The sequence below is a fragment of the Loktanella salsilacus genome (genome assembly GCF_900114485.1).
Classification (GTDB): Bacteria; Pseudomonadota; Alphaproteobacteria; order Rhodobacterales; family Rhodobacteraceae; genus Loktanella; species Loktanella salsilacus.
On record NZ_FOTF01000007.1, the window covers coordinates 98,069 to 115,213 of the forward strand.

General features: G+C 61.2%; 20 protein-coding genes. 14 read left to right on the forward strand and 6 right to left on the reverse strand.

What is annotated here, in order from left to right; genetic code table 11:
• Positions 1-78 precede the first annotated feature (78 nt).
• The 5 genes from BM131_RS07950 (at position 79) to BM131_RS07970 (ending at position 4,114) form a co-directional block, all read left to right on the forward strand.
• Positions 79-660, forward strand: a complete 582-nt coding sequence (locus BM131_RS07950) for a peroxiredoxin (RefSeq protein ID WP_245754178.1) — start codon at positions 79-81, stop codon at positions 658-660.
• On the forward strand, positions 657-1,244 hold the full coding sequence (locus BM131_RS07955; RefSeq protein WP_090188036.1) for a DUF2937 family protein: 588 nt from the start codon (positions 657-659) through the stop codon (positions 1,242-1,244). Before BM131_RS07950 ends, BM131_RS07955 begins: the two co-directional genes overlap by 4 nt.
• Positions 1,245-1,264: 20 nt before the next feature.
• Positions 1,265-1,972 carry a ThuA domain-containing protein gene (locus tag BM131_RS07960; protein ID WP_090188038.1) on the forward strand — a complete coding sequence of 236 codons (708 nt, stop codon included), beginning with the start codon at positions 1,265-1,267 and terminating at the stop codon, positions 1,970-1,972.
• Between the two features lie 176 nt (positions 1,973-2,148).
• Entirely contained in the window at positions 2,149-3,432 is a 1,284-nt protein-coding gene (locus BM131_RS07965) for a lipoprotein-releasing ABC transporter permease subunit (protein ID WP_090188040.1), read from the forward strand.
• Complete coding sequence (locus tag BM131_RS07970; protein ID WP_090188043.1) at positions 3,425-4,114, forward strand: ABC transporter ATP-binding protein; 690 nt, start codon at positions 3,425-3,427, stop codon at positions 4,112-4,114. Before BM131_RS07965 ends, BM131_RS07970 begins: the two co-directional genes overlap by 8 nt.
• Here the strand turns inward: BM131_RS07970 and BM131_RS07975 are convergent.
• The gene (locus BM131_RS07975) at positions 4,111-4,545 is read right to left on the reverse strand and encodes a DMT family transporter (protein ID WP_090188309.1); all 435 of its coding nucleotides are present in this window, start codon (positions 4,543-4,545) and stop codon (positions 4,111-4,113) included. The genes BM131_RS07970 and BM131_RS07975 overlap by 4 nt on opposite strands.
• Positions 4,546-4,640: 95 nt before the next feature.
• On the opposite strand from BM131_RS07975, the gene BM131_RS07980 reads away from it, so the two are divergent.
• The 3 genes from BM131_RS07980 to BM131_RS07990 all read left to right on the forward strand — a co-directional run bounded on the left by BM131_RS07980 (position 4,641) and on the right by BM131_RS07990 (position 6,258).
• Positions 4,641-5,039 (forward strand): c-type cytochrome, encoded by a 399-nt coding sequence (locus tag BM131_RS07980; RefSeq protein ID WP_090188045.1) that lies wholly within the window; start codon positions 4,641-4,643, stop codon positions 5,037-5,039.
• Between the two features lie 118 nt (positions 5,040-5,157).
• Positions 5,158-5,793, forward strand: coding sequence for a DUF3047 domain-containing protein (locus BM131_RS07985; protein ID WP_090188048.1), 636 nt, complete (start codon positions 5,158-5,160; stop codon positions 5,791-5,793).
• A 72-nt stretch (positions 5,794-5,865) separates the two neighbouring features.
• Positions 5,866-6,258, forward strand: a complete 393-nt coding sequence (locus BM131_RS07990) for a c-type cytochrome (RefSeq protein ID WP_090188051.1) — start codon at positions 5,866-5,868, stop codon at positions 6,256-6,258.
• 53 nt (positions 6,259-6,311) lie between these two features.
• On the opposite strand, the gene BM131_RS07995 is transcribed toward BM131_RS07990, so the two are convergent.
• The 3 genes from BM131_RS07995 to BM131_RS08005 form a co-directional block, all read right to left on the reverse strand.
• A complete protein-coding gene (locus tag BM131_RS07995; protein ID WP_139222600.1) occupies positions 6,312-7,187 on the reverse strand; it encodes an AbiTii domain-containing protein in 876 nt (291 codons plus the stop codon).
• 12 nt (positions 7,188-7,199) lie between these two features.
• Complete coding sequence (locus BM131_RS08000) at positions 7,200-9,155, reverse strand: DNA gyrase/topoisomerase IV subunit B (RefSeq protein ID WP_090188056.1); 1,956 nt, start codon at positions 9,153-9,155, stop codon at positions 7,200-7,202.
• Positions 9,156-9,237: 82 nt separating this feature from the next.
• On the reverse strand, positions 9,238-10,518 hold the full coding sequence (locus BM131_RS08005) for an alpha/beta hydrolase family protein (protein ID WP_090188059.1): 1,281 nt from the start codon (positions 10,516-10,518) through the stop codon (positions 9,238-9,240).
• 83 nt (positions 10,519-10,601) lie between these two features.
• Here BM131_RS08005 and BM131_RS08010 point away from each other — a divergent pair, with 83 nt between their 5' ends.
• The 4 genes from BM131_RS08010 to BM131_RS08025 all read left to right on the forward strand — a co-directional run bounded on the left by BM131_RS08010 (position 10,602) and on the right by BM131_RS08025 (position 14,602).
• Positions 10,602-11,552, forward strand: coding sequence for a D-2-hydroxyacid dehydrogenase family protein (locus tag BM131_RS08010; RefSeq protein WP_090188062.1), 951 nt, complete (start codon positions 10,602-10,604; stop codon positions 11,550-11,552).
• A gap of 14 nt (positions 11,553-11,566) precedes the next feature.
• Positions 11,567-12,451 (forward strand): NAD-dependent epimerase/dehydratase family protein, encoded by an 885-nt coding sequence (locus tag BM131_RS08015; RefSeq protein ID WP_090188065.1) that lies wholly within the window; start codon positions 11,567-11,569, stop codon positions 12,449-12,451.
• Between the two features lie 150 nt (positions 12,452-12,601).
• Complete coding sequence (locus BM131_RS08020; protein ID WP_090188068.1) at positions 12,602-13,978, forward strand: MATE family efflux transporter; 1,377 nt, start codon at positions 12,602-12,604, stop codon at positions 13,976-13,978.
• A 15-nt stretch (positions 13,979-13,993) separates the two neighbouring features.
• Positions 13,994-14,602 (forward strand): DedA family protein, encoded by a 609-nt coding sequence (locus BM131_RS08025; protein WP_090188071.1) that lies wholly within the window; start codon positions 13,994-13,996, stop codon positions 14,600-14,602.
• On the opposite strand, the gene BM131_RS08030 is transcribed toward BM131_RS08025, so the two are convergent.
• Both BM131_RS08030 and BM131_RS08035 read right to left on the reverse strand, forming a co-directional pair.
• Positions 14,599-15,024, reverse strand: coding sequence for a hypothetical protein (locus BM131_RS08030; protein ID WP_090188074.1), 426 nt, complete (start codon positions 15,022-15,024; stop codon positions 14,599-14,601). The two genes, BM131_RS08025 and BM131_RS08030, sit on opposite strands and share 4 nt — an antisense overlap.
• Before the next feature lie 72 nt (positions 15,025-15,096).
• Positions 15,097-16,299, reverse strand: coding sequence for a pyridoxal phosphate-dependent aminotransferase (locus BM131_RS08035; protein ID WP_090188077.1), 1,203 nt, complete (start codon positions 16,297-16,299; stop codon positions 15,097-15,099).
• Positions 16,300-16,380: 81 nt separating this feature from the next.
• Here BM131_RS08035 and BM131_RS08040 point away from each other — a divergent pair, with 81 nt between their 5' ends.
• On the forward strand, positions 16,381-16,770 hold the full coding sequence (locus BM131_RS08040) for a helix-turn-helix domain-containing protein (protein WP_090188080.1): 390 nt from the start codon (positions 16,381-16,383) through the stop codon (positions 16,768-16,770).
• Complete coding sequence (locus tag BM131_RS08045) at positions 16,767-17,045, forward strand: succinate dehydrogenase assembly factor 2 (protein ID WP_090188083.1); 279 nt, start codon at positions 16,767-16,769, stop codon at positions 17,043-17,045. Before BM131_RS08040 ends, BM131_RS08045 begins: the two co-directional genes overlap by 4 nt.
• Positions 17,046-17,145 lie beyond the last annotated feature (100 nt).

Below are 17,145 nucleotides of genomic sequence, written 5' to 3' on the forward strand. Positions count from 1 at the left end.
ATGTACCCCGCGGTAGACCTGCAGCCCGACTTGCGGCACAGTGCCCGCAAAACAAGACGCAGCAGACAGGCAAATCCCATGTCCCCGACCCCGATGTCCCTTACGCAAGTCGACTGGACCCAAATCCCAGCCCCGCGCGATGACGGCGGCGCGGCCCATCTTCCGGGGCTTGCTATGCCGTCCGTCCCGCTGCCCGCCACAGACGGGCAGGTTGTGGACCTGTCCAAACTGGCGGGGCGCTGCGTCGTCTATATCTACCCCATGACAGGCCGCCCGGACCGCGATCTGCCCGCAGGTTGGGACGCAACCCCCGGCGCACGCGGCTGCACCCCGCAATCTTGCGCTTACCGGGATCACGCGGCCGATCTGCGCGCGCGCGGCGTGCAGCACCTTTTTGGCCTGTCCACCCAAGACACGGCGTATCAACAAGAGGCAGCAAGCCGTCTGCATCTGCCTTATCCGCTGCTGTCCGACGCGCAGGGCGCGCTGATGGGTGCGCTGAACCTGCCACGGTTGACTGCTGACGGCCTGACCTTGCTTAAACGGTGCACATTGATCCTGCGGGACGGTCTGATCCAACACGTCAACTACCCCGTCTTTCCCCCGAACGAGGACGCCGCCCGCGTCATCGCTTGGCTCGACGATCCGGTGAACGCATGATCCGCGCCTTGGCCTTGATGGGCGGTTTGGCGGGCGGTGCTGCGCTGTCGCAATACCCCGAATTTTCGCAGCAATACCTACAGCGGCTGGCAGGGCAGGTGGATGCGCTGAACATTGTGGTCGCGGATTTCGAAAACTCTGCCATGCGCGCTGGCCTGACCCGGTCCCAAGCGCTGGAGGAACTGACAGGCACCCCGTTCCTGCAAGATCGCCAAGCCGACATGCGCCGCACCTTTCGCCGCCATGCCGTGCTGACCGACAACCTTGCCACCCTGCGCAGCGCGTCCCCCTTGGCACGCATGACGATGCCGCAGCGCCTTGGCGATCCGGCAACCTTTGCGGCAACATGGTCCGACTTCACCCCGGCGGTGCCCTTGTCCGTGGCAGGCGTGGCCGCGACGGGCGCAGGTTTTGTGCTTGGCTGGGCCGCGCTGCGCATCGCGCTGGCATTGGTCATGGGCACCCTGCGCGGTTGCAGCCCGGGGCCAAAGCGCGGCGGACCCGCCCTGCGTCAAGAGCCCGCTCTGCATCCCCACCAAACCACCCGGGCAACCCCGCGCCTGTCCGGCGTGCGCCGGGGCTAACCGCTGAAAGGTCACGCAATATGAAGGCTTTGATCACATGGGGCGGCTGGGACGGTCACCAGCCTGAACAGGTCGCCCATGTCTTTCGCGATATGCTGATAGCCGAGGGAGCCAGCGTCACCCAAACCGACAGCCTTGCGCCCTTCGACGATCCAGATTTGCTACAAACGCTCGACCTGATCGTGCCGGTCTGGACCATGTCCGACCTCAGCCGCGCGGCCGCAACGAACGTGTCAGAAGCCGTCGCGCGCGGCACCGGCCTTGCTGGCTGCCACGGCGGCATGTGCGACGCCTTTCGCGGCAATCCGCTGTGGCAATTCATCACCGGCGCAAACTGGGTCGCCCACCCCGGCGGCGACGGTGTCAAACACCGCGTGACGATGACCGGGGACGACCCGCTGACCAGCGGTATCCCGGATTTCGACATCGAGACAGAGCAATATTACCTGCACACCGACCCTGCCAATCACGTCCTCGCCACCACCCGCACCGACGTTGTGACATGGTACTACAGCCCCAACGGGGCCGTGGATATGCCGGCCGCGTGGACGCGCAAATGGGGCCTTGGGCGTGTCTACTACAACGCCCTTGGGCACAAAGCCGATGTCATCGCCAGCGGCCCGCCCCATGAAATGCTCCGCCGCGGGCTTATCTGGGCGGCCAAAGGCAAAGCCGCCGCCGCAGGCCAGTCCATCGCGCACCTGCAAAACAGCGGCAACCACGGCTAAGCTTCACCTTGCCAGATAAACTCCGGGGGACGTCGCATTGCGACGGGGGGCAGCGCCCCCTCGACACTCCCAGATCAAGCCCCGCAAGCGACAAGCGCCCACCTCACACCCCCTTGCATTGACGCGCCCCTTGATTTGCGTTCAAGGTCCGCTCGACCAAAAGACCGGAACCCGCCATGGCCCAGACCCCTCCTTTCGCGCGCTTTGAATGGCTGATCGCCTGGCGCTACATCCGCGCCAAACGGGCAGAGGGCGGCGTGTCCACAATGACGTGGATCAGCTTGATCGGCATCACGCTGGCGGTCTTCGCGCTGATCGCGACGCTGGCGATCCGGTCCGGTTTCCGGGCAGAGTTTGTAGACACCATCCTCGGCTCCAACGCCCATGTGACCGTCTATGAACAAACGCCGATTGCAGGCACGGACCAGTTCACGCGGATCATTTCGGACTATGCCGCGCTGACGGACCGCATTTCGCAGGTCCCCGGCGTCACCCGCGCCGCCCCCTTGGTGCGCCAGCAGGTCATGGCGAACCGCGGCACGCAGAACGCTGGCGTTGAAGTCTACGGCATCACCGAGGCTGACCTGCGCACCGTTCCGCGCATCGTCACACCAGAAGATTCCACCGGCAGCCTTGATGATTTTGCCACCGGCATCGCCATCGGGTCCGGCGTCGCGCGCGAGCTTGGCGTTGCTGTTGGCGACCGGATCAAGCTGATTTCCCCTAACGGCGTGCGCACCGCGATGGGCACCAGCCCGCGCGTGAACGTCTATCCTGTGGTCTATATCTTCACCGCTGGCCGCTATGATATCGACAAAACCCGCGTCTACATGCCGCTGGATCAGGCGCAAACCTTCTTTAACCGCGAAGGCGTCGCAGACGAGATTGAAGTCATGGTCGCCGATCCTGACGACGTCGAAAACATCATGCCCGATATTTTGAATGCGTCTGGCGACTACGCCTATCTGTGGTCATGGCGCGATAGCGCGGGCGCTTTCCTGCGGGCCCTGACGGTCGAGGATAACGTGATGTTCGTCCTCCTCTCGATCCTTGTGCTGATTGCCTCGATGAACATCATCTCTGGCCTGATCATGCTGGTGAAGAACAAAGGCCGCGATATCGGTATCCTGCGCACCATGGGCCTGACCGAAGGGTCGATCCTGCGCATCTTTTTCATCTGCGGGGCAGGGATCGGCACCGTTGGTACTGTGCTGGGCCTGATCCTTGGGTGCCTGTTTGCGCTTTATATTGATCCGATCTTTTCCTTCGTGAACTACGTCGCCGGCGGCGGTGTTTGGGACCCTGAAATCCGCGGCATCTATGCACTGCCAGCGCAGCTGAACCTTGGCGATGTGCTGTCATCCGTTGCGCTGTCGCTGGGCCTGTCGTGGATCGTCACCATCTTTCCGGCCCGCCGTGCGGCCCGCATGAACCCGGTCGAGGCGCTGCGCTATGAATAATCCGATCCTGACCCTGACTGACCTGAAAAAGGGCTACAATCACGGCAAGCCGAACGAAGTGCGCGTGCTGCAAGGCGCGACATTGTCCGTGCAGGCCGGAGAGGTCGTCGCCCTTGTCGCGCCCTCTGGCGCGGGCAAGTCGACGCTGCTGCATATCGCGGGTCTGCTGGACACGGCCGACACTGGGACAGTTGCGATCCGGGGCGAGGATATGACCAATCTGAACGACCGCCGCCGCACCGCGATCCGCCGCAACGACGTCGGCTTTATCTATCAATTCCACCACCTGCTGCCGGAGTTTTCGGCGCTGGAAAACATCACCCTGCCGCAGATGGCCAACGGCGTGCGTGATCAAGACGCGCGCGACCGCGCTATGATGCTGCTGGAAACCGTCGGTGTCGCCCACCGCGCCGCCCATCGCCCGGCCGAGCTGTCAGGTGGAGAGCAGCAGCGCGTCGCCTTCTGCCGCGCGCTGGCCAATGATCCGGTGCTGCTGCTGGCGGACGAGCCGACAGGCAACCTTGACCCCGCAACCTCTGACAAGGTGTTTGACGCGCTGATGGCGCTGGTCCGCAGCACGGGGCTGGCGGCGGTGATCGCCACGCATAACTTGGAACTCGCCGCCCGCATGGACCGCGCGGTGCGCTTGGTGGATGGGCAGTTGGTGGACGGCGCGGCCTAGGCGCGCTGGGCGACGTAGACGCCCGCCGCCATCAGGGCGATGCCCGCAAAACGGGTCCAAGTTATGGCCGCGACGGGGGCGTTGAAGAACCCAAAGTGGTCAATGACGGCTGCCGCGATCAGCTGGCCCAGCAGGACATAGAATACGGCCTTGCCGATCCCCATGTCAGGGCCGATCCATGTGATCGCCAGCACGTAGAACGCGACAAAGCTGCCAGCGATAAACCACTGTTTCGGCGCGGTCGGCAGCTTGGCCACCGCGCCCGGGTTCGTGACCAGCGCCGCCACCAGCGCGATGCTGAAAGCCACGGCAAACAGCACGCAGGCCGCGACGGCGGGCGATCCGATATGGCGGCCCAACGCGCCGTTCATCGCCGCCAGCACGGGAATGCCGAACCCCGTTGCCAACATGATCCACACTTGCACAGACATCAGCGCCCTCACTTGCCAGACCGGGCCATAGCGCCCATGATTGGCGGCAACATGCGCCGGACCAACGGCGCGCACAAGCAGCACGAGGCCCCCACATGCGTATCATCATCCTGACCGGACTTCTGGCTTTGGCCGCCTGCGCGCCAGAGCAGACGACCATCGACGGCGAAGCCGCCTTTATGGCGCAATGTTCCGCCTGTCATGGCCGGGACGGGCGCGGGAATGCGGCGATAGCGGCCAGCCTTGCCGTGATGCCGCCTGATCTGACCCTGATCAGCGACCGCAACGGCGGCACCTTTCCGCAGGACCGCGTGATGAGCCAGATCGACGGCTTTACCCGCGGCGCACACGGCGGCGCGGACCCGATGCCGCATTTCGGCGACGGCGACCTTGGCCCGCTGGTGATGACATCGCAGGACGGCAACCCCGTGCCCGTCCCGGCAGAGCTGCTGGCCCTTTCCAACTATCTGCAATTGATCCAGCGCCAGCCCTAAGCTGGCCGATGTTGCAAAGCGCCCCGCGCGCCTGACAATGGCGTGACAAACGGTGTCACGGGGTGAATTAGCGGGGGCTTCGGCTATCTTTTGACCAAATCAGTTAAAGGATGCCCCAATGAAACTGCCCCTTGCCGCCGCCTTGATCCTCGCCGCAACAGCCGCCACCGCTGGCCCCGTCGGCTTTGCCAATTGGAAAGAGCAGCGCTTGTCGCTGTTCGGCTCGAACGACTACAGCTTTGGCTCGTCCCTTGGGCTGGCGTCGAACGGCACCGTCAGCATCGCATGGGGCCGCGCGCCGCAGGCGGATTGGGCCGCGACATCGGCCAGCTGGTCGTGGAACGTGACGCAAAGCGTGCCCGCCACGGACCTAAGCCGCAAAGGCGGGGATGATCGCAACATCGCGGTCTATTTCGTCTTTGTCCCGCAGGCCGTCGCGGCAGAGCTGGCCAGCGCCGATATCCGCGCGCTGCTGGGCCGCAGTGACGTGCGCGTGCTGCAATACGCCTACGGCGGCAACAACGCCGTCGGATCGGTCCTGCCGTCGCCCTATGGCACCGCTGGCACCGGCGTCACGATCCCGCTGCGTCAGGCCGGCACCGGCGCGTTTAACGAGCGCGTGAACCTTGCTGCCGACTATACCCGCGCATTCGGCGGCGCGCCGGGGGCGCTGATCGGGCTGGCCGTATCCGGCGACAGCGACGACACCAAAACCAGCATCGCAGCCACGGTCAGCGGGCTAAGCCTGAACTGATTTTGATCTAAATCAACGCAAAAGGCGGGCAGGGGGATCACGCTGGGATCAAACCGAAATTGGAGTGATCCCATGTGCCACACCCTTGCCGCCCTGCTGATCTGCCTTGGCCTGCCGCTGCACGCGCAAAACGCCGAGGTCGGAGAGAAGCTGTTCACCACCCACTGCGCCACCTGCCACGGGGTCGGGGCGCAGGGCGACGGGCCGATGGCGAACATGATCCTGATCCAGCCGCCCGACCTGACCCGCATGCAGCTCCGCTTTGGCGGGACCCTGCCGATCACCCGCATCGTGATGCGCATCGACGGCCGCGACCCCCTGACCAGCCACGGATCACCGATGCCCGTCTACGGCGATTTCTTCGAGGGCTGGGACGTCGCCGTCAAATCCGAGACCGGCCAACCGATCATGACCAGCCTGCCGATTGTGGATTTGCTGGCGTATTTGGCGAGTGTGCAGAGGTAGGGGGCACCCATTCACTATATCAATACTTAATTATTGACGCTGGTATAAGAGAACTAGAATAAAGATGACATAAGCTGAATGATTCCGTGTGCAGCTACGCTTCCGGTAGCATTTTCTAAAATTTCCTTCAGGGAATCTAGCTTTGATTTTATATCTTTTTCAGATTTGGTTTCTGATATTTCGCGCAACAGTTTTTTTGCGCCTGGCGCAACCTCGTTTGGAAGTAGAGATACGGCATTGCTTGCCTCGGAAAGGAAATGTTCCAGTTTGCGTTGATCAATTCTTTGATCACCAATTGATGTCTGATTTACTCTTGATCTGCCGCTTCCAGATAAATCCCCAAGGTGTCCAATATTCTGTGCGTAAATATTTTGAGTGACCGCCGAAGCTTTATTTTTCTCTTCCATAGTAAAGCTTAGGTCCTCTCCAAGAACACCCTTTTTTTCGAGTTCAAGGGTCCAGTTTAAAATTGTATTTTGAACCGTGTTGATGACATTTATTAATTGCCCTTGGTCAATCAGGAGAATTGGCTCAAGAGCTACTTGCATGCCGTCGACTAGTTTTTTTCTTAGTTCCCCAGATAGTGTGTATTCGAGGCTGTCGCCACCTAAGACTAGTTTTGCTGCAACTGAGATGGACTGGGTGAAAGGAGCGTGAGACGCTCTCTCTTCGTAATTTGAATCTTTGAATACGATAGGCTGTAGCCCGTGATATGGATTTTTTACCTTCAACTGCCCGTGGATTTGTCTGTATTCAGGCAATTCTTCGAATGAATGGTTCTGATATCCATTCATTTCACAGTCCATCCACTCAGTGAGTTCGTTTTGATCGAGCTTTACCGCTGCTGCTTTCGCCTTGCGAAGCATCGAAACAATATCTGGTTGCGATGAGAGTGCCTCTTGTTGGATTTGTAGGATTAGTGATGTCAATTTTGGCCCCTCTCAAACATCCAACTCCTCCACAAACCGCGCATTCTCCTGAATATAGGCAAAGCGCAATTCCGGCTTTTTGCCCATCAGGCGCTCGACCAGATCGGCGGTCTCTCCGGGCTCTATGTCGGCCACGGTGACGCGGATCAGTTTGCGGGTTGCGGGGTCCATGGTGGTGGATTTCAGGTCGGCGGCGTCCATCTCCCCTAGACCCTTAAAGCGTTGCAGGTCGATCTTGCCCTTACCGCCTAGGCCCTTTTCCAGCATCTTGTTTTTCTCTGCTTCGTCAGAGACATAGATGCGTTTCGCGCCTTGGGTCAGGCGGTAGAGCGGCGGGCAGGCCAGATACAGGTGGCCCGCGTCGATCAGCGGGCGCATCTGGGTGAAGAAGAATGTCATCAGCAAGGACGCGATATGCGCGCCGTCGACGTCAGCGTCGGTCATGATGATGATCTTGTCATAGCGCAGATCGTCCAGATTGAACCGCGTGCCCATGCCAACGCCAAGCGCTTCGCACAGGTCCGAAATCTCGGCATTGGTGGTCAGCTTGTTGGACGCAGCGCCTAGCACGTTCAGGATCTTACCCTTCAGCGGCAGCAGCGCCTGCGTCTTGCGATCGCGCGCGCCCTTGCCGGACCCGCCAGCCGAGTCGCCCTCGACGATGAACAGCTCTGTGCCTTCGCGGGTCTTGTTGCTGCAGTCCGTCAGCTTGCCGGGCAGGCGCAGTTTTTTGGTCGCCGTCTTGCGGGCGGTTTCCTTTTCCTGCTTGCGGCGCATGCGTTCTTCGGCGCGCAGGACAAGGAAATCTAGGATCGCGCCAGCGGATTTCGTGTCCGCCGCCAGCCAGTTGTCAAAGTGGTCGCGCACAGCGGCGTCCACCATGCGCTGCGCGTCAACGGTGGCAAGGCGGTCCTTGGTCTGGCCGACGAATTCAGGCTCGCGGATAAAGCAGGACACCAGCGCGCAGCCGCCAGCGGTCAGGTCCTCGCGGGTGATATTGCCCGCTTTGCGGTTGTTGGTCAGATCGCCGTAGGCCTTGATGCCCTTCAGGATCGCGGACCAAAAGCCGGCTTCGTGGGTTCCGCCCTCTGGCGTGGGGACGGTGTTACAATAGGACTGGATAAAGCCGTCGCGGGCCGGGGTCCAATTGATCGCCCATTCGACCTTGCCCGGCACGCCGAACTTTTCGGTAAAGCTGACGTTGCCCGCAAAGGGGGTGTCGGAATAGGTGGTGGACCCGCCCAGCGTTTCGTTCAGGTAATCGGACAAGCCGCCGGGGAATTTGAACGTCGCGGTGGCAGGGGTTTCGCCGTCGTCGATGTCTGTCTTCCAGCGGATTTCGACGCCGCTGAACAAGTAGGCCTTGGACCGCGCCATTTTGAACAGGCGGCCGGGTTTCAGTTGCAGCGGGCCAAAAATATCAGCGTCGGGGTGGAAAGTGACCGATGTGCCGCGCCGGTTGGGGGCTGCGCCGATCTTTTCCAGCTTGCCCTGCGGGACGCCCCGCGAAAACTCCATCGCGAACAGTTCTTTGTTCTGCGCGACTTCGACCCGCAGGTGGTCGGACAGGGCGTTCACAACGGACGAACCCACACCGTGCAGACCGCCGGATGTGGAATAGCTGTCGCCCGAAAACTTGCCGCCCGCGTTCAGGGTGCAGAACACGATTTCCAGCGCGGATTTGGTGGGGTCCTTGGGGTGCGGCCCGATTGGGATACCGCGCCCGTTATCGCGGACTGTGACGTGGCCGTTGGCGTGCAGCTCGACCTCGATCCATGTGGCGTGGCCGGCGACGGCCTCGTCCATAGAGTTGTCGATGATCTCTGCCACCATGTGGTGCAGGGCGCGGTCGTCCTTGCCGCCGATATACATACCGGGGCGCAGGCGGACGTGTTCCATGTCCTCCAGCACCTGAATGGACGAGGCATTATAAGAATCGGGGGAGCCCCCGGACAGGAGATCGGACATATGCGCTGCTCTTTTCACGGTTTGGCACATATTGGCAGGCGGGGCGGGGCGGGGCAATGCCTCGCCCCGCCCCAAGGCGCGGTTATTCCCCGGCAGGCTTGGATTCAAAGGTCAGGCCAACGGCGGTGCGGTTGGCAAAACCGGTCCAATAGGTGTTGTCTTGCGTCGGCTCGCCTGCGTCATCCACAGCCCAGACGCCGTCAGCGGCGCTCGGGGTCAGGTCGAAATATTCGGACATATCAGCGCCCTTCAGGTTCTGGTCGACCCAAGCGGTGACAAAGTGCTGCGCGATGTTGTTCATGCGCACGTTGTCCCAGACCGCGTCGCCATAGTGTTCGAACGGCGCCCAGCCGAGGGTTTCGTTGATGGCATAGCCTTCCTCGGGCGATGGCATCGGGGCACCGGCGTTGTGGTTGGCGTTCAGATAGGTCAGCAGGTGGCGGTCGCTGTTCACCGCCCCGTCAAAGATACCGCGGATCGCGTCATATTCGGATACATCGTCCACACTGCCTGCAATCAGCAGCAGCGGCTTGTCGATGCCCGCCAAACCGTCCGCATCCCAGAACCCGCGGTTGTTGCCCCAAGGTCCAAAGGCCGCAAATGCCTTGATCCGGTCGTCTTCAAGTTCCGCATGGGTATCGCTGCCCATGACATTGCGTTCCAGCAGGCCCTGCGGCGGGGCGTAGTCGGATGACGTGATCGCCTCTGTCAGGCCAGCGCCCGCCAAAATCAGCGCACCATAGCCGCCCATCGAATAGCCGACGACGGCTGTATTGCTGGCGTCGGTGATCGCGCCCAGATCGCCGTCCAGCGATTCCATGCTGTCGATCACGAATTTCTGGTCCCATGGGCGGTTATACAGGGTAGAGCCGAAATTCCCCATGTCGTCATAGTTGCTGTCGGTATGGTCGATGCTGGCGACAACATAGCCCTTGGACGCGAGGTTTTCGCCCAAATGGCCCAACAGCCAGCGGTTGCCTGGATAGCCGTGGCTGATGATAACCAGCGGAAACGTCTCTCCGGTCAGGGCGGCGGCGTCGCGCACGGCTTGACCCTGCAAGGTGACGTCGGTGCCATCGCGCATCATCGCCTGATAGCTGCCACCAGCGGCCGTGTCGGCGGCGGCGGGATACCAGATTTCAACCGTCAGGGGGCGGTCATAGGTCGGGACATCACCATCGGCTTGCGTCTGGGCGACATCGACCTGACCCATGTTGGTAAATGTCATGGTCTGAACGCCGACCTTGTAGTCGCCATATGCGGCAAGCGCGGGGGCGTCTGGGCGGATCACGTCGATCCGGTTTTCGGCGGCGGCTGGCAATGCGGCAAGGCTCATCAAGGCCATGGGCAGTATACGTTTCATGGTTTCTCCTCCACTTATGGTCCGGCTGCGTTGGCCATGCCGGATTACTACGCTAGGTAGAGCGGACTGGCGGAGGGGAAACAATGAAGATCGCGGTTTTAGATGATTATGCCCTAGCGTCACCTCGTCTGGCGGACTGGCCCGAGTTGGGCGATGTGACGGTGTTTCAAGATACCATTACGGGCACCGATCTGGTGGACCGCCTACGGCCCTTCGATGTGATCTGCCTGATGCGCGAACGCACGCCCATGGGCGCGGACCTGATCGCACAACTGCCAAACCTGCGCCTGATCGTGACCAGCGGCCCGCGTAACGCCAGCATTGATCTGCCCGCGGCCCGCGCCGCCGGAATTACCGTCTGCGGCACCCAAAGCCGCAAGACGACGACGTCAGAGCTGACCACGCTCATGATGCTCGCCCTGAACCGCCGCCTCTTGCCAGAGGTCGCAAACCTGTCGGCAGGCGGCTGGCAAAGCGGCCTTGGCCGCGATGTGGCGGGGCTGACGCTGGGATTGATCGGGCTGGGCAATATCGGTGCGCAGATGGCGGTGATTGGCAAGGCGCTGGGGATGGATATCGTCGCTTGGTCGCCGAACTTGACCCATGCGCGTTGCACGGAACTTGACGTCGCGCGTGCAGAGAACCTGACCGATCTGATGGCGCGGGCCGATGTTGCCTCTGTCCACATGGTGTTATCGGATCGCAGCAAGGGGCTTGTGGATGCGGCGGCTTTTGCGGCTGCTAAACAGGGACAGGTGTTCATTAATACCTCGCGCGGGCCGCTGGTCGACACCGGGGCCTTGCTAGACGGCCTGCTCGCTGGCAAACCTGCGATGGCTGGGCTTGACGTGTTTGACGTGGAACCCCTGCCGCTGGACGACCCCCTGCGCGACCCGGACCTTATCGCCTCTGGCCAGTTGCTGCTGACGCCCCACCTTGGCTACACCACAGAGGCGACGTTTCGCCTGTTCTATACCCAAACGGTCGAGGCGATCCGCGCCTATCAGGCCGGCACCCCGATCAGAGAATTGTAAGAAGGATGACCCCCATGCGTATCTTTTTCACCGGCGGCAGCGGCAAGGCCGGGCAATATGCGGTCAAGCATCTGCGTGATCTGGGCCACCTTGTCACCAACATTGACCTGGACGCCCCCGCCGATGGCCGCAGCCTGCGGGTCGACCTGGCGGATGCAGGGCAAGTCGCCAGCGCGATGCAGGCCTATGCGGATTTCGACGAACTCGACCCCGGCACCGGCGTGCCGCGCTATGACGCCGTCGTCCACTTTGCCGCCGTGCCGCGCATCATGATCGTCCCGGACAATGAAACGTTTCGCATCAACACTATGTCGACCTACAACGTGATCGACGCCGCCGTGAAGGCGGGCGTGCCCAAGATCATCTTTGCCAGCTCTGAAACTACCTACGGCGTCTGTTTCCATGATGGAGAGGTGAAGCCCGCCTATATCCCCATCGACGAAGATCACCCCACCGTGCCGCAGGACAGCTACGCGATGTCAAAGGTCGTGAACGAGGCGACGGCCCGCAGTTTTCAGGCGCGCTCCGGCACCGACATCTATGGGCTGCGCATTAACAACGTCATCGAACCCCATGAATATGCGGAAAATTTTCCCGACTTCATGGCGCACCCCGAAAAGCGCCGCCGCAATATCTTTGCCTATATCGACGCCCGCGATCTGGCGCAGATGGTGGAACGCTGCCTCGCCACGGACGGTCTGGGCTACGAGGTTTTTAACGTCTCCAACGACGACCTCAGCGTGGACCTGACCTCTGACGAGGTAATCGCGCGTTTTTATCAAGGCGTGCCAAAAACCCGCGAGATGGGCGAAAACGAAACCTTCTATGCCAACGATAAAGCCAAACGCATGCTCGGCTTTGCCCCCAAACACAGCTGGCGCGACGTCTTGAAGTCCTAGCCGCACGTCCCCCGTTCTTCTGGTCAAAAATACCTCGGGGGGCCGCCGCAGGCGGTGGGGGGCTGGCCCCCCATACCTTCATCGCGCCTACAGTCTCCATCGCACGCACTGCGCTGGACCAACGCCCGAAACACACCTAATCGAGTCCCCATGGATCAACCCGCCCACACCTACCCGCAACACATCCGCGCCGCGCTGAAACTTGCGCTGCCGCTGACGCTGTCGAACGTGGCGCAATTTGCGATCCACATGACTGATACGCTGATGCTGGGGTGGTACAACGTGACTGCTCTGGCTGCGGCGACGCTGGCAAGTAGCCTTTATTTCGTGATCTTCATCGTGGGCGCGGGCTTTGCGCAGGCGGTGACGCCTGTGGTCGCCTCTGCGGCAGAGGCGGGGGATATCACAACCGCCCGGCGCGCCACCCGCATGGCGGTGTGGCTGTCCATCATCTACGGCGTGATCGTCATGATCCCGTTTTTTGTGGCAGAGCCGATCTTGCTGGCCATGGGGCAAACACCTGCTGTTGCGGCAGAGGGGGCGGATTACCTCTGGATCATCGCGCTGGGCATGATCCCGGCGCTGATCGTCATGGTGCTCAAATCCTTCCTTGTCGCGCTGGAAATGACCGCGATGATCCTGTGGTCGACGGTAGTTGCTGCCGTGCTGAATATCGGGCTGAACTATGTGCTGATCTTCGGCAACTTTGGTGCGCCAGAGCTGGGGATTCAAGGCGCGGCCATTGCCTCTGTCACCATGCAAGTCGCCACCGTTCTGGTGCTGGGGGCTTACGTCCTGCGCCGCTTGCCCGACTATCAATTGATGCGCAATCCGCTGCGGCCTGACCCGCAGATCATGGGCCGCGTGTTCCGCCTTGGGGTGCCGATTGGCCTGACGTCATTGGCCGAGGGCGGGCTGTTCACCGCCTCTGCCATCATGATGGGCTGGATCGGAGAGATCCCGCTGGCGTCCCATGGCATTGCTCTGCAAATCACCAGCCTGACCTTCATGGTGCACATCGGTCTAAGCCAAGCTGCCACGGTGCGGGCCGGGCGCGCTGTTGGCCGCTCGGACGAAACAGCGCTGCGGCGCGGCGGGATTGCCGTGACCACGCTGTCGGGCATTTTCGTGGCCCTGACGATTGCCGTCTTTCTGACTGTGCCAGAGCCGCTGATCGCGATCTTTGTGGATGCGGATTCGCCTGTGCGGGCCGAAGTCATTACCCTCGGCGTCAGCCTTCTGGCCTTTGCGGCGTTGTTTCAGCTGGTCGATGCGGCGCAGGTTATGGCGCTGGGCCTGCTGCGCGGTATCCAAGATACTGCAATCCCGATGATCATTGCGGCTGTTAGCTATTGGGTCATCGGTATTCCGACGGGATACTTGCTGGCCTTTACGCTGGGCTGGGGCCCGCAGGGGCTGTGGCTGGGGCTTGTTGTCGGTCTGGCGTTTGCAGCCGTGGCGCTGACGTCGCGGTTCTGGCGCAGGCGGTTCAAGCATCCGATGACTAGTGGAACCGCTACCCCTTAGGGTGTGTTGAGTTGCATGTTTGATTTCATCACCAACCTGATCGACACGATGGGCGCTTTTGGCGTCGGTATCGTGATGTTTTTGGAAAACGTGTTTCCGCCGATCCCGTCGGAACTGGTCATGCCGCTGGCAGGCTTTAACGCGGCGCAGGGAGGCGTATCGCTGCTGGCGGTGTTTGTCTGGGGCACCATCGGCACCGTGCTGGGCGCGTGGCTGTGGTACGAGGTGGGCCGCCGCCTTGGCCGTCCGCGGTTGCAGCGTTTCATCGGCAAATACGGCATCTGGCTGACGTTGAGCCAGGACGACGTGCAAAACGCAATCGAGTGGTTCGACCGTCACGACAAGGGGGCCACCTTTTTCGGGCGGATGATCCCGGGCGTGCGCACGATGATTTCTGTGCCTGCGGGGCTGGCGGAAATGTCGTTGCCCCGTTTCATGCTCTACACAACCGCAGGCAGTGCGTTGTGGAATCTGGCGCTGATTGCTGCGGGATATTTGTTGCAGTCACAATATGACCGTGTGGTGGATTACCTGAACCCCGTCACGAACCTAATCCTTGCCGCTATCGCCGTCACCTATCTGTACCGCGTCGCGCGGCAGCTGATGCAGCGCCGCAAGGCTTAATCGTCGCCTGATTTTTTTTCATCTTCCGCCAACATGCGGTCCGCTTTTTTGCGTATCAGAACGGTGCGCAGGTCGTGCATCGCCAGCAGCAGGGCGTCGGTGACATCCTCTAGCTGGTCGTCAGAGGCCTTGGCCTGCACCCATTGCGTCGTGATGTTCAGATAATCGACAGCCCGGTGGATATCGTCGATATCGCGCTGGGCCAGTAGGGCGACACGGTTGTTGAGCCACTCTTGAATGGCTTCGATATCCGCATCGGTCAGACTGCGGTCGCCTTGCGGCTTCACCTCTCCGTTGCGGACGTTTACGACGGCGATCTGGTCCATCTCGATCCGGCGCTGACGGTTTTCCGTGTCCACGCGGAACACGGCGGCCCCGTTTTCACGAATCCGAAAGTAATAGTCTGGAAGATCAGCGCCCATGCACGGTTGCCCCTTTTTGCGTCACGATAGCGGACCGCCCGGGGCGATCAAGCCCGCAGGCGGCGGCCACCATCAGGTCAGGCCCGCGCAGAACGTCTTGATCCGCCCGCAGGCATCCGCCAGCGCGCTATCGGCGGTGGCATAGCTGACGCGGAAATGCGGGGACAGGCCAAAGGCCGCGCCAAAGACGACAGCCACGCCGGTTTCATCCAGCAGGGCGGTGGCAAAGGCCTCGTCCGTGTCGATCAAGGTGCCACCAGCGCTGGTCTTGCCGATGCAGTCCTTGATGGACGGATAGACATAAAACGCACCCTCTGGCCGGGGGCAGGTGATGCCCTCGCACGCGTTCAGCGCATCAACCACCAGATCGCGGCGGCGAATGAACATGTCGTTGTTGGGCTTCAGGAACTCTTGGGTGCCGTTCAGCGCCTCGACCGCGGCCCATTGGCTGATGGTGCAGGGGTTGGACGTGGACTGCGACTGCACCTTGCGCATCGCTTTGATCAAGGCTTCTGGCCCGGCGGCATAGCCGATGCGCCAGCCGGTCATGGCATAGGCTTTGCTGACGCCGTTGACCGTCAGGGTGCGGTCATACAAGCCCGGCTCGACCTCTGCCGGGGTGCAAAAGGTGAAAGCGCCGTAAGCCAGATGTTCATACATATCATCCGTCATCACCCAGACATGGGGATGCTTGAGCAGCACGTCGGTCAGCGCCTTTAGCTCGTCCCAGCTATAGCCTGCGCCAGTCGGGTTGGACGGTGAGTTGAACAGGAACCACTTGGTGCGCGGGGTGATCGCGGCCTCTAGCTGGTCTGCGGTAATTTTGTAGCCGCGCGACATTTCGCCTTCGATAAACACAGGCGTGCCACCGCCCAGCAAAACCATATCGGGATAGCTGACCCAATAGGGGGCGGGAATGATGACTTCGTCGCCGGGGTTCAGCGTCGCCATAAAGGCGTTATACAGCACCTGCTTGCCCCCCGTTCCGACGCTGACCTGCGCGGGGGCATAGGACAGGTTGTTGTCGCGCTTGAACTTGGCGCAGATCGCCTGCTTTAGCTCTGGGATGCCATCGACAGCGGTGTATTTCGTCTTGCCGTCTTTGATCGCCTGCGTCGCGGCGGCCTTGATGTTGGCGGGCGTATCGAAATCCGGCTCTCCTGCGCCAAGGCCGATGATATCGCGGCCCTGCGCCTTTAGTTCTGCAGCGCGGGTGGTGACGGCGATAGTGGGGGATGGTTTGACGCGGTCTAGGGTCGCAGACAGAAAGGTCATCAGGGGCATCCTGTGGTCAAGTGGCGTTGTCTGTGTCATAGGATGATGACCTAAGTTCACGCAAGCGATCAGAAGGTTTATATGCCCGATTCAGATTGGTACAGCGACGAAGCAGCAACCTTTGGCGACCGCCTGACAGCGGCGCGCGAAGCTGCAGATTTAACCGTTGACGGTTTGGCCACGCGGCTGGGCGTCAAGGTGTCCACCCTTGCAGGGTGGGAACAGGACGTCAAAGAACCCCGCGCCAACAGGCTGCAAATGCTGGCAGGTATGCTGGGCGTCAGCCTGACATGGCTGCTGACAGGGCAGGGCGACGGTCTACTGCCGCCGAGCGATGACACGCCGGCAGATACGGATGCCCGCGCCTTGCTGGCTGAACTGCGCGATCTGCGCCTGTCGATGGCTGCTAGCGCGGACCGGCTGGCGCGGCTAGAAAAGCGGCTGCGAGAAAAGCTAAAGGACGACAAATGACCGAGACTGTTGAAATTGCGCGCAAGCGCCTGATCATGCGGTCCATGCGCCGCGGCATCAAGGAAATGGACCTGATCCTGTCTGATTTCGCGAGCCGCGCGCTACGCGGTTATGACGCGGATCAGCTGGCCTTGTACGAGGCGTTGCTGGATGAAAGCGATCTAGACATCTATCACTGGGTCAGCGGCCAAAGCGGCGCGCCTGCCAGATTTGCACCGCTGGTTAGCGAAATTTCAGCTGGTGCAACTGGGTTGACACGACCGCACGCAACTTAACGAAATTTTTGATAATTTGGTGCAGGCTCCGTTTCAGACAGCTGGAACGGAGACTGCAATGACCTTGCACGCCAAACTGAACACGAAAACCGATGACAGC

Bases quoted from the DNA above. Each gene is read 5' to 3' on its own strand.
- BM131_RS07950 (WP_245754178.1), top strand. From the start codon at position 79: ATGTCCCCGACCCCGATGTCCCTTACGCAAGTCGACTGGACCCAAATC.
- BM131_RS07955 (WP_090188036.1), top strand. From the start codon at position 657: ATGATCCGCGCCTTGGCCTTGATGGGCGGTTTGGCGGGCGGTGCTGCG.
- BM131_RS07960 (WP_090188038.1), top strand. From the start codon at position 1,265: ATGAAGGCTTTGATCACATGGGGCGGCTGGGACGGTCACCAGCCTGAA.
- BM131_RS07965 (WP_090188040.1), top strand. From the start codon at position 2,149: ATGGCCCAGACCCCTCCTTTCGCGCGCTTTGAATGGCTGATCGCCTGG.
- BM131_RS07970 (WP_090188043.1), top strand. From the start codon at position 3,425: ATGAATAATCCGATCCTGACCCTGACTGACCTGAAAAAGGGCTACAAT.
- BM131_RS07975 (WP_090188309.1), bottom strand. From the start codon at position 4,545: ATGTCTGTGCAAGTGTGGATCATGTTGGCAACGGGGTTCGGCATTCCC.
- BM131_RS07980 (WP_090188045.1), top strand. From the start codon at position 4,641: ATGCGTATCATCATCCTGACCGGACTTCTGGCTTTGGCCGCCTGCGCG.
- BM131_RS07985 (WP_090188048.1), top strand. From the start codon at position 5,158: ATGAAACTGCCCCTTGCCGCCGCCTTGATCCTCGCCGCAACAGCCGCC.
- BM131_RS07990 (WP_090188051.1), top strand. From the start codon at position 5,866: ATGTGCCACACCCTTGCCGCCCTGCTGATCTGCCTTGGCCTGCCGCTG.
- BM131_RS08000 (WP_090188056.1), bottom strand. From the start codon at position 9,155: ATGTCCGATCTCCTGTCCGGGGGCTCCCCCGATTCTTATAATGCCTCG.
- BM131_RS08005 (WP_090188059.1), bottom strand. From the start codon at position 10,518: ATGAAACGTATACTGCCCATGGCCTTGATGAGCCTTGCCGCATTGCCA.
- BM131_RS08010 (WP_090188062.1), top strand. From the start codon at position 10,602: ATGAAGATCGCGGTTTTAGATGATTATGCCCTAGCGTCACCTCGTCTG.
- BM131_RS08015 (WP_090188065.1), top strand. From the start codon at position 11,567: ATGCGTATCTTTTTCACCGGCGGCAGCGGCAAGGCCGGGCAATATGCG.
- BM131_RS08020 (WP_090188068.1), top strand. From the start codon at position 12,602: ATGGATCAACCCGCCCACACCTACCCGCAACACATCCGCGCCGCGCTG.
- BM131_RS08025 (WP_090188071.1), top strand. From the start codon at position 13,994: ATGTTTGATTTCATCACCAACCTGATCGACACGATGGGCGCTTTTGGC.
- BM131_RS08030 (WP_090188074.1), bottom strand. From the start codon at position 15,024: ATGGGCGCTGATCTTCCAGACTATTACTTTCGGATTCGTGAAAACGGG.
- BM131_RS08035 (WP_090188077.1), bottom strand. From the start codon at position 16,299: ATGACCTTTCTGTCTGCGACCCTAGACCGCGTCAAACCATCCCCCACT.
- BM131_RS08040 (WP_090188080.1), top strand. From the start codon at position 16,381: ATGCCCGATTCAGATTGGTACAGCGACGAAGCAGCAACCTTTGGCGAC.
- BM131_RS08045 (WP_090188083.1), top strand. From the start codon at position 16,767: ATGACCGAGACTGTTGAAATTGCGCGCAAGCGCCTGATCATGCGGTCC.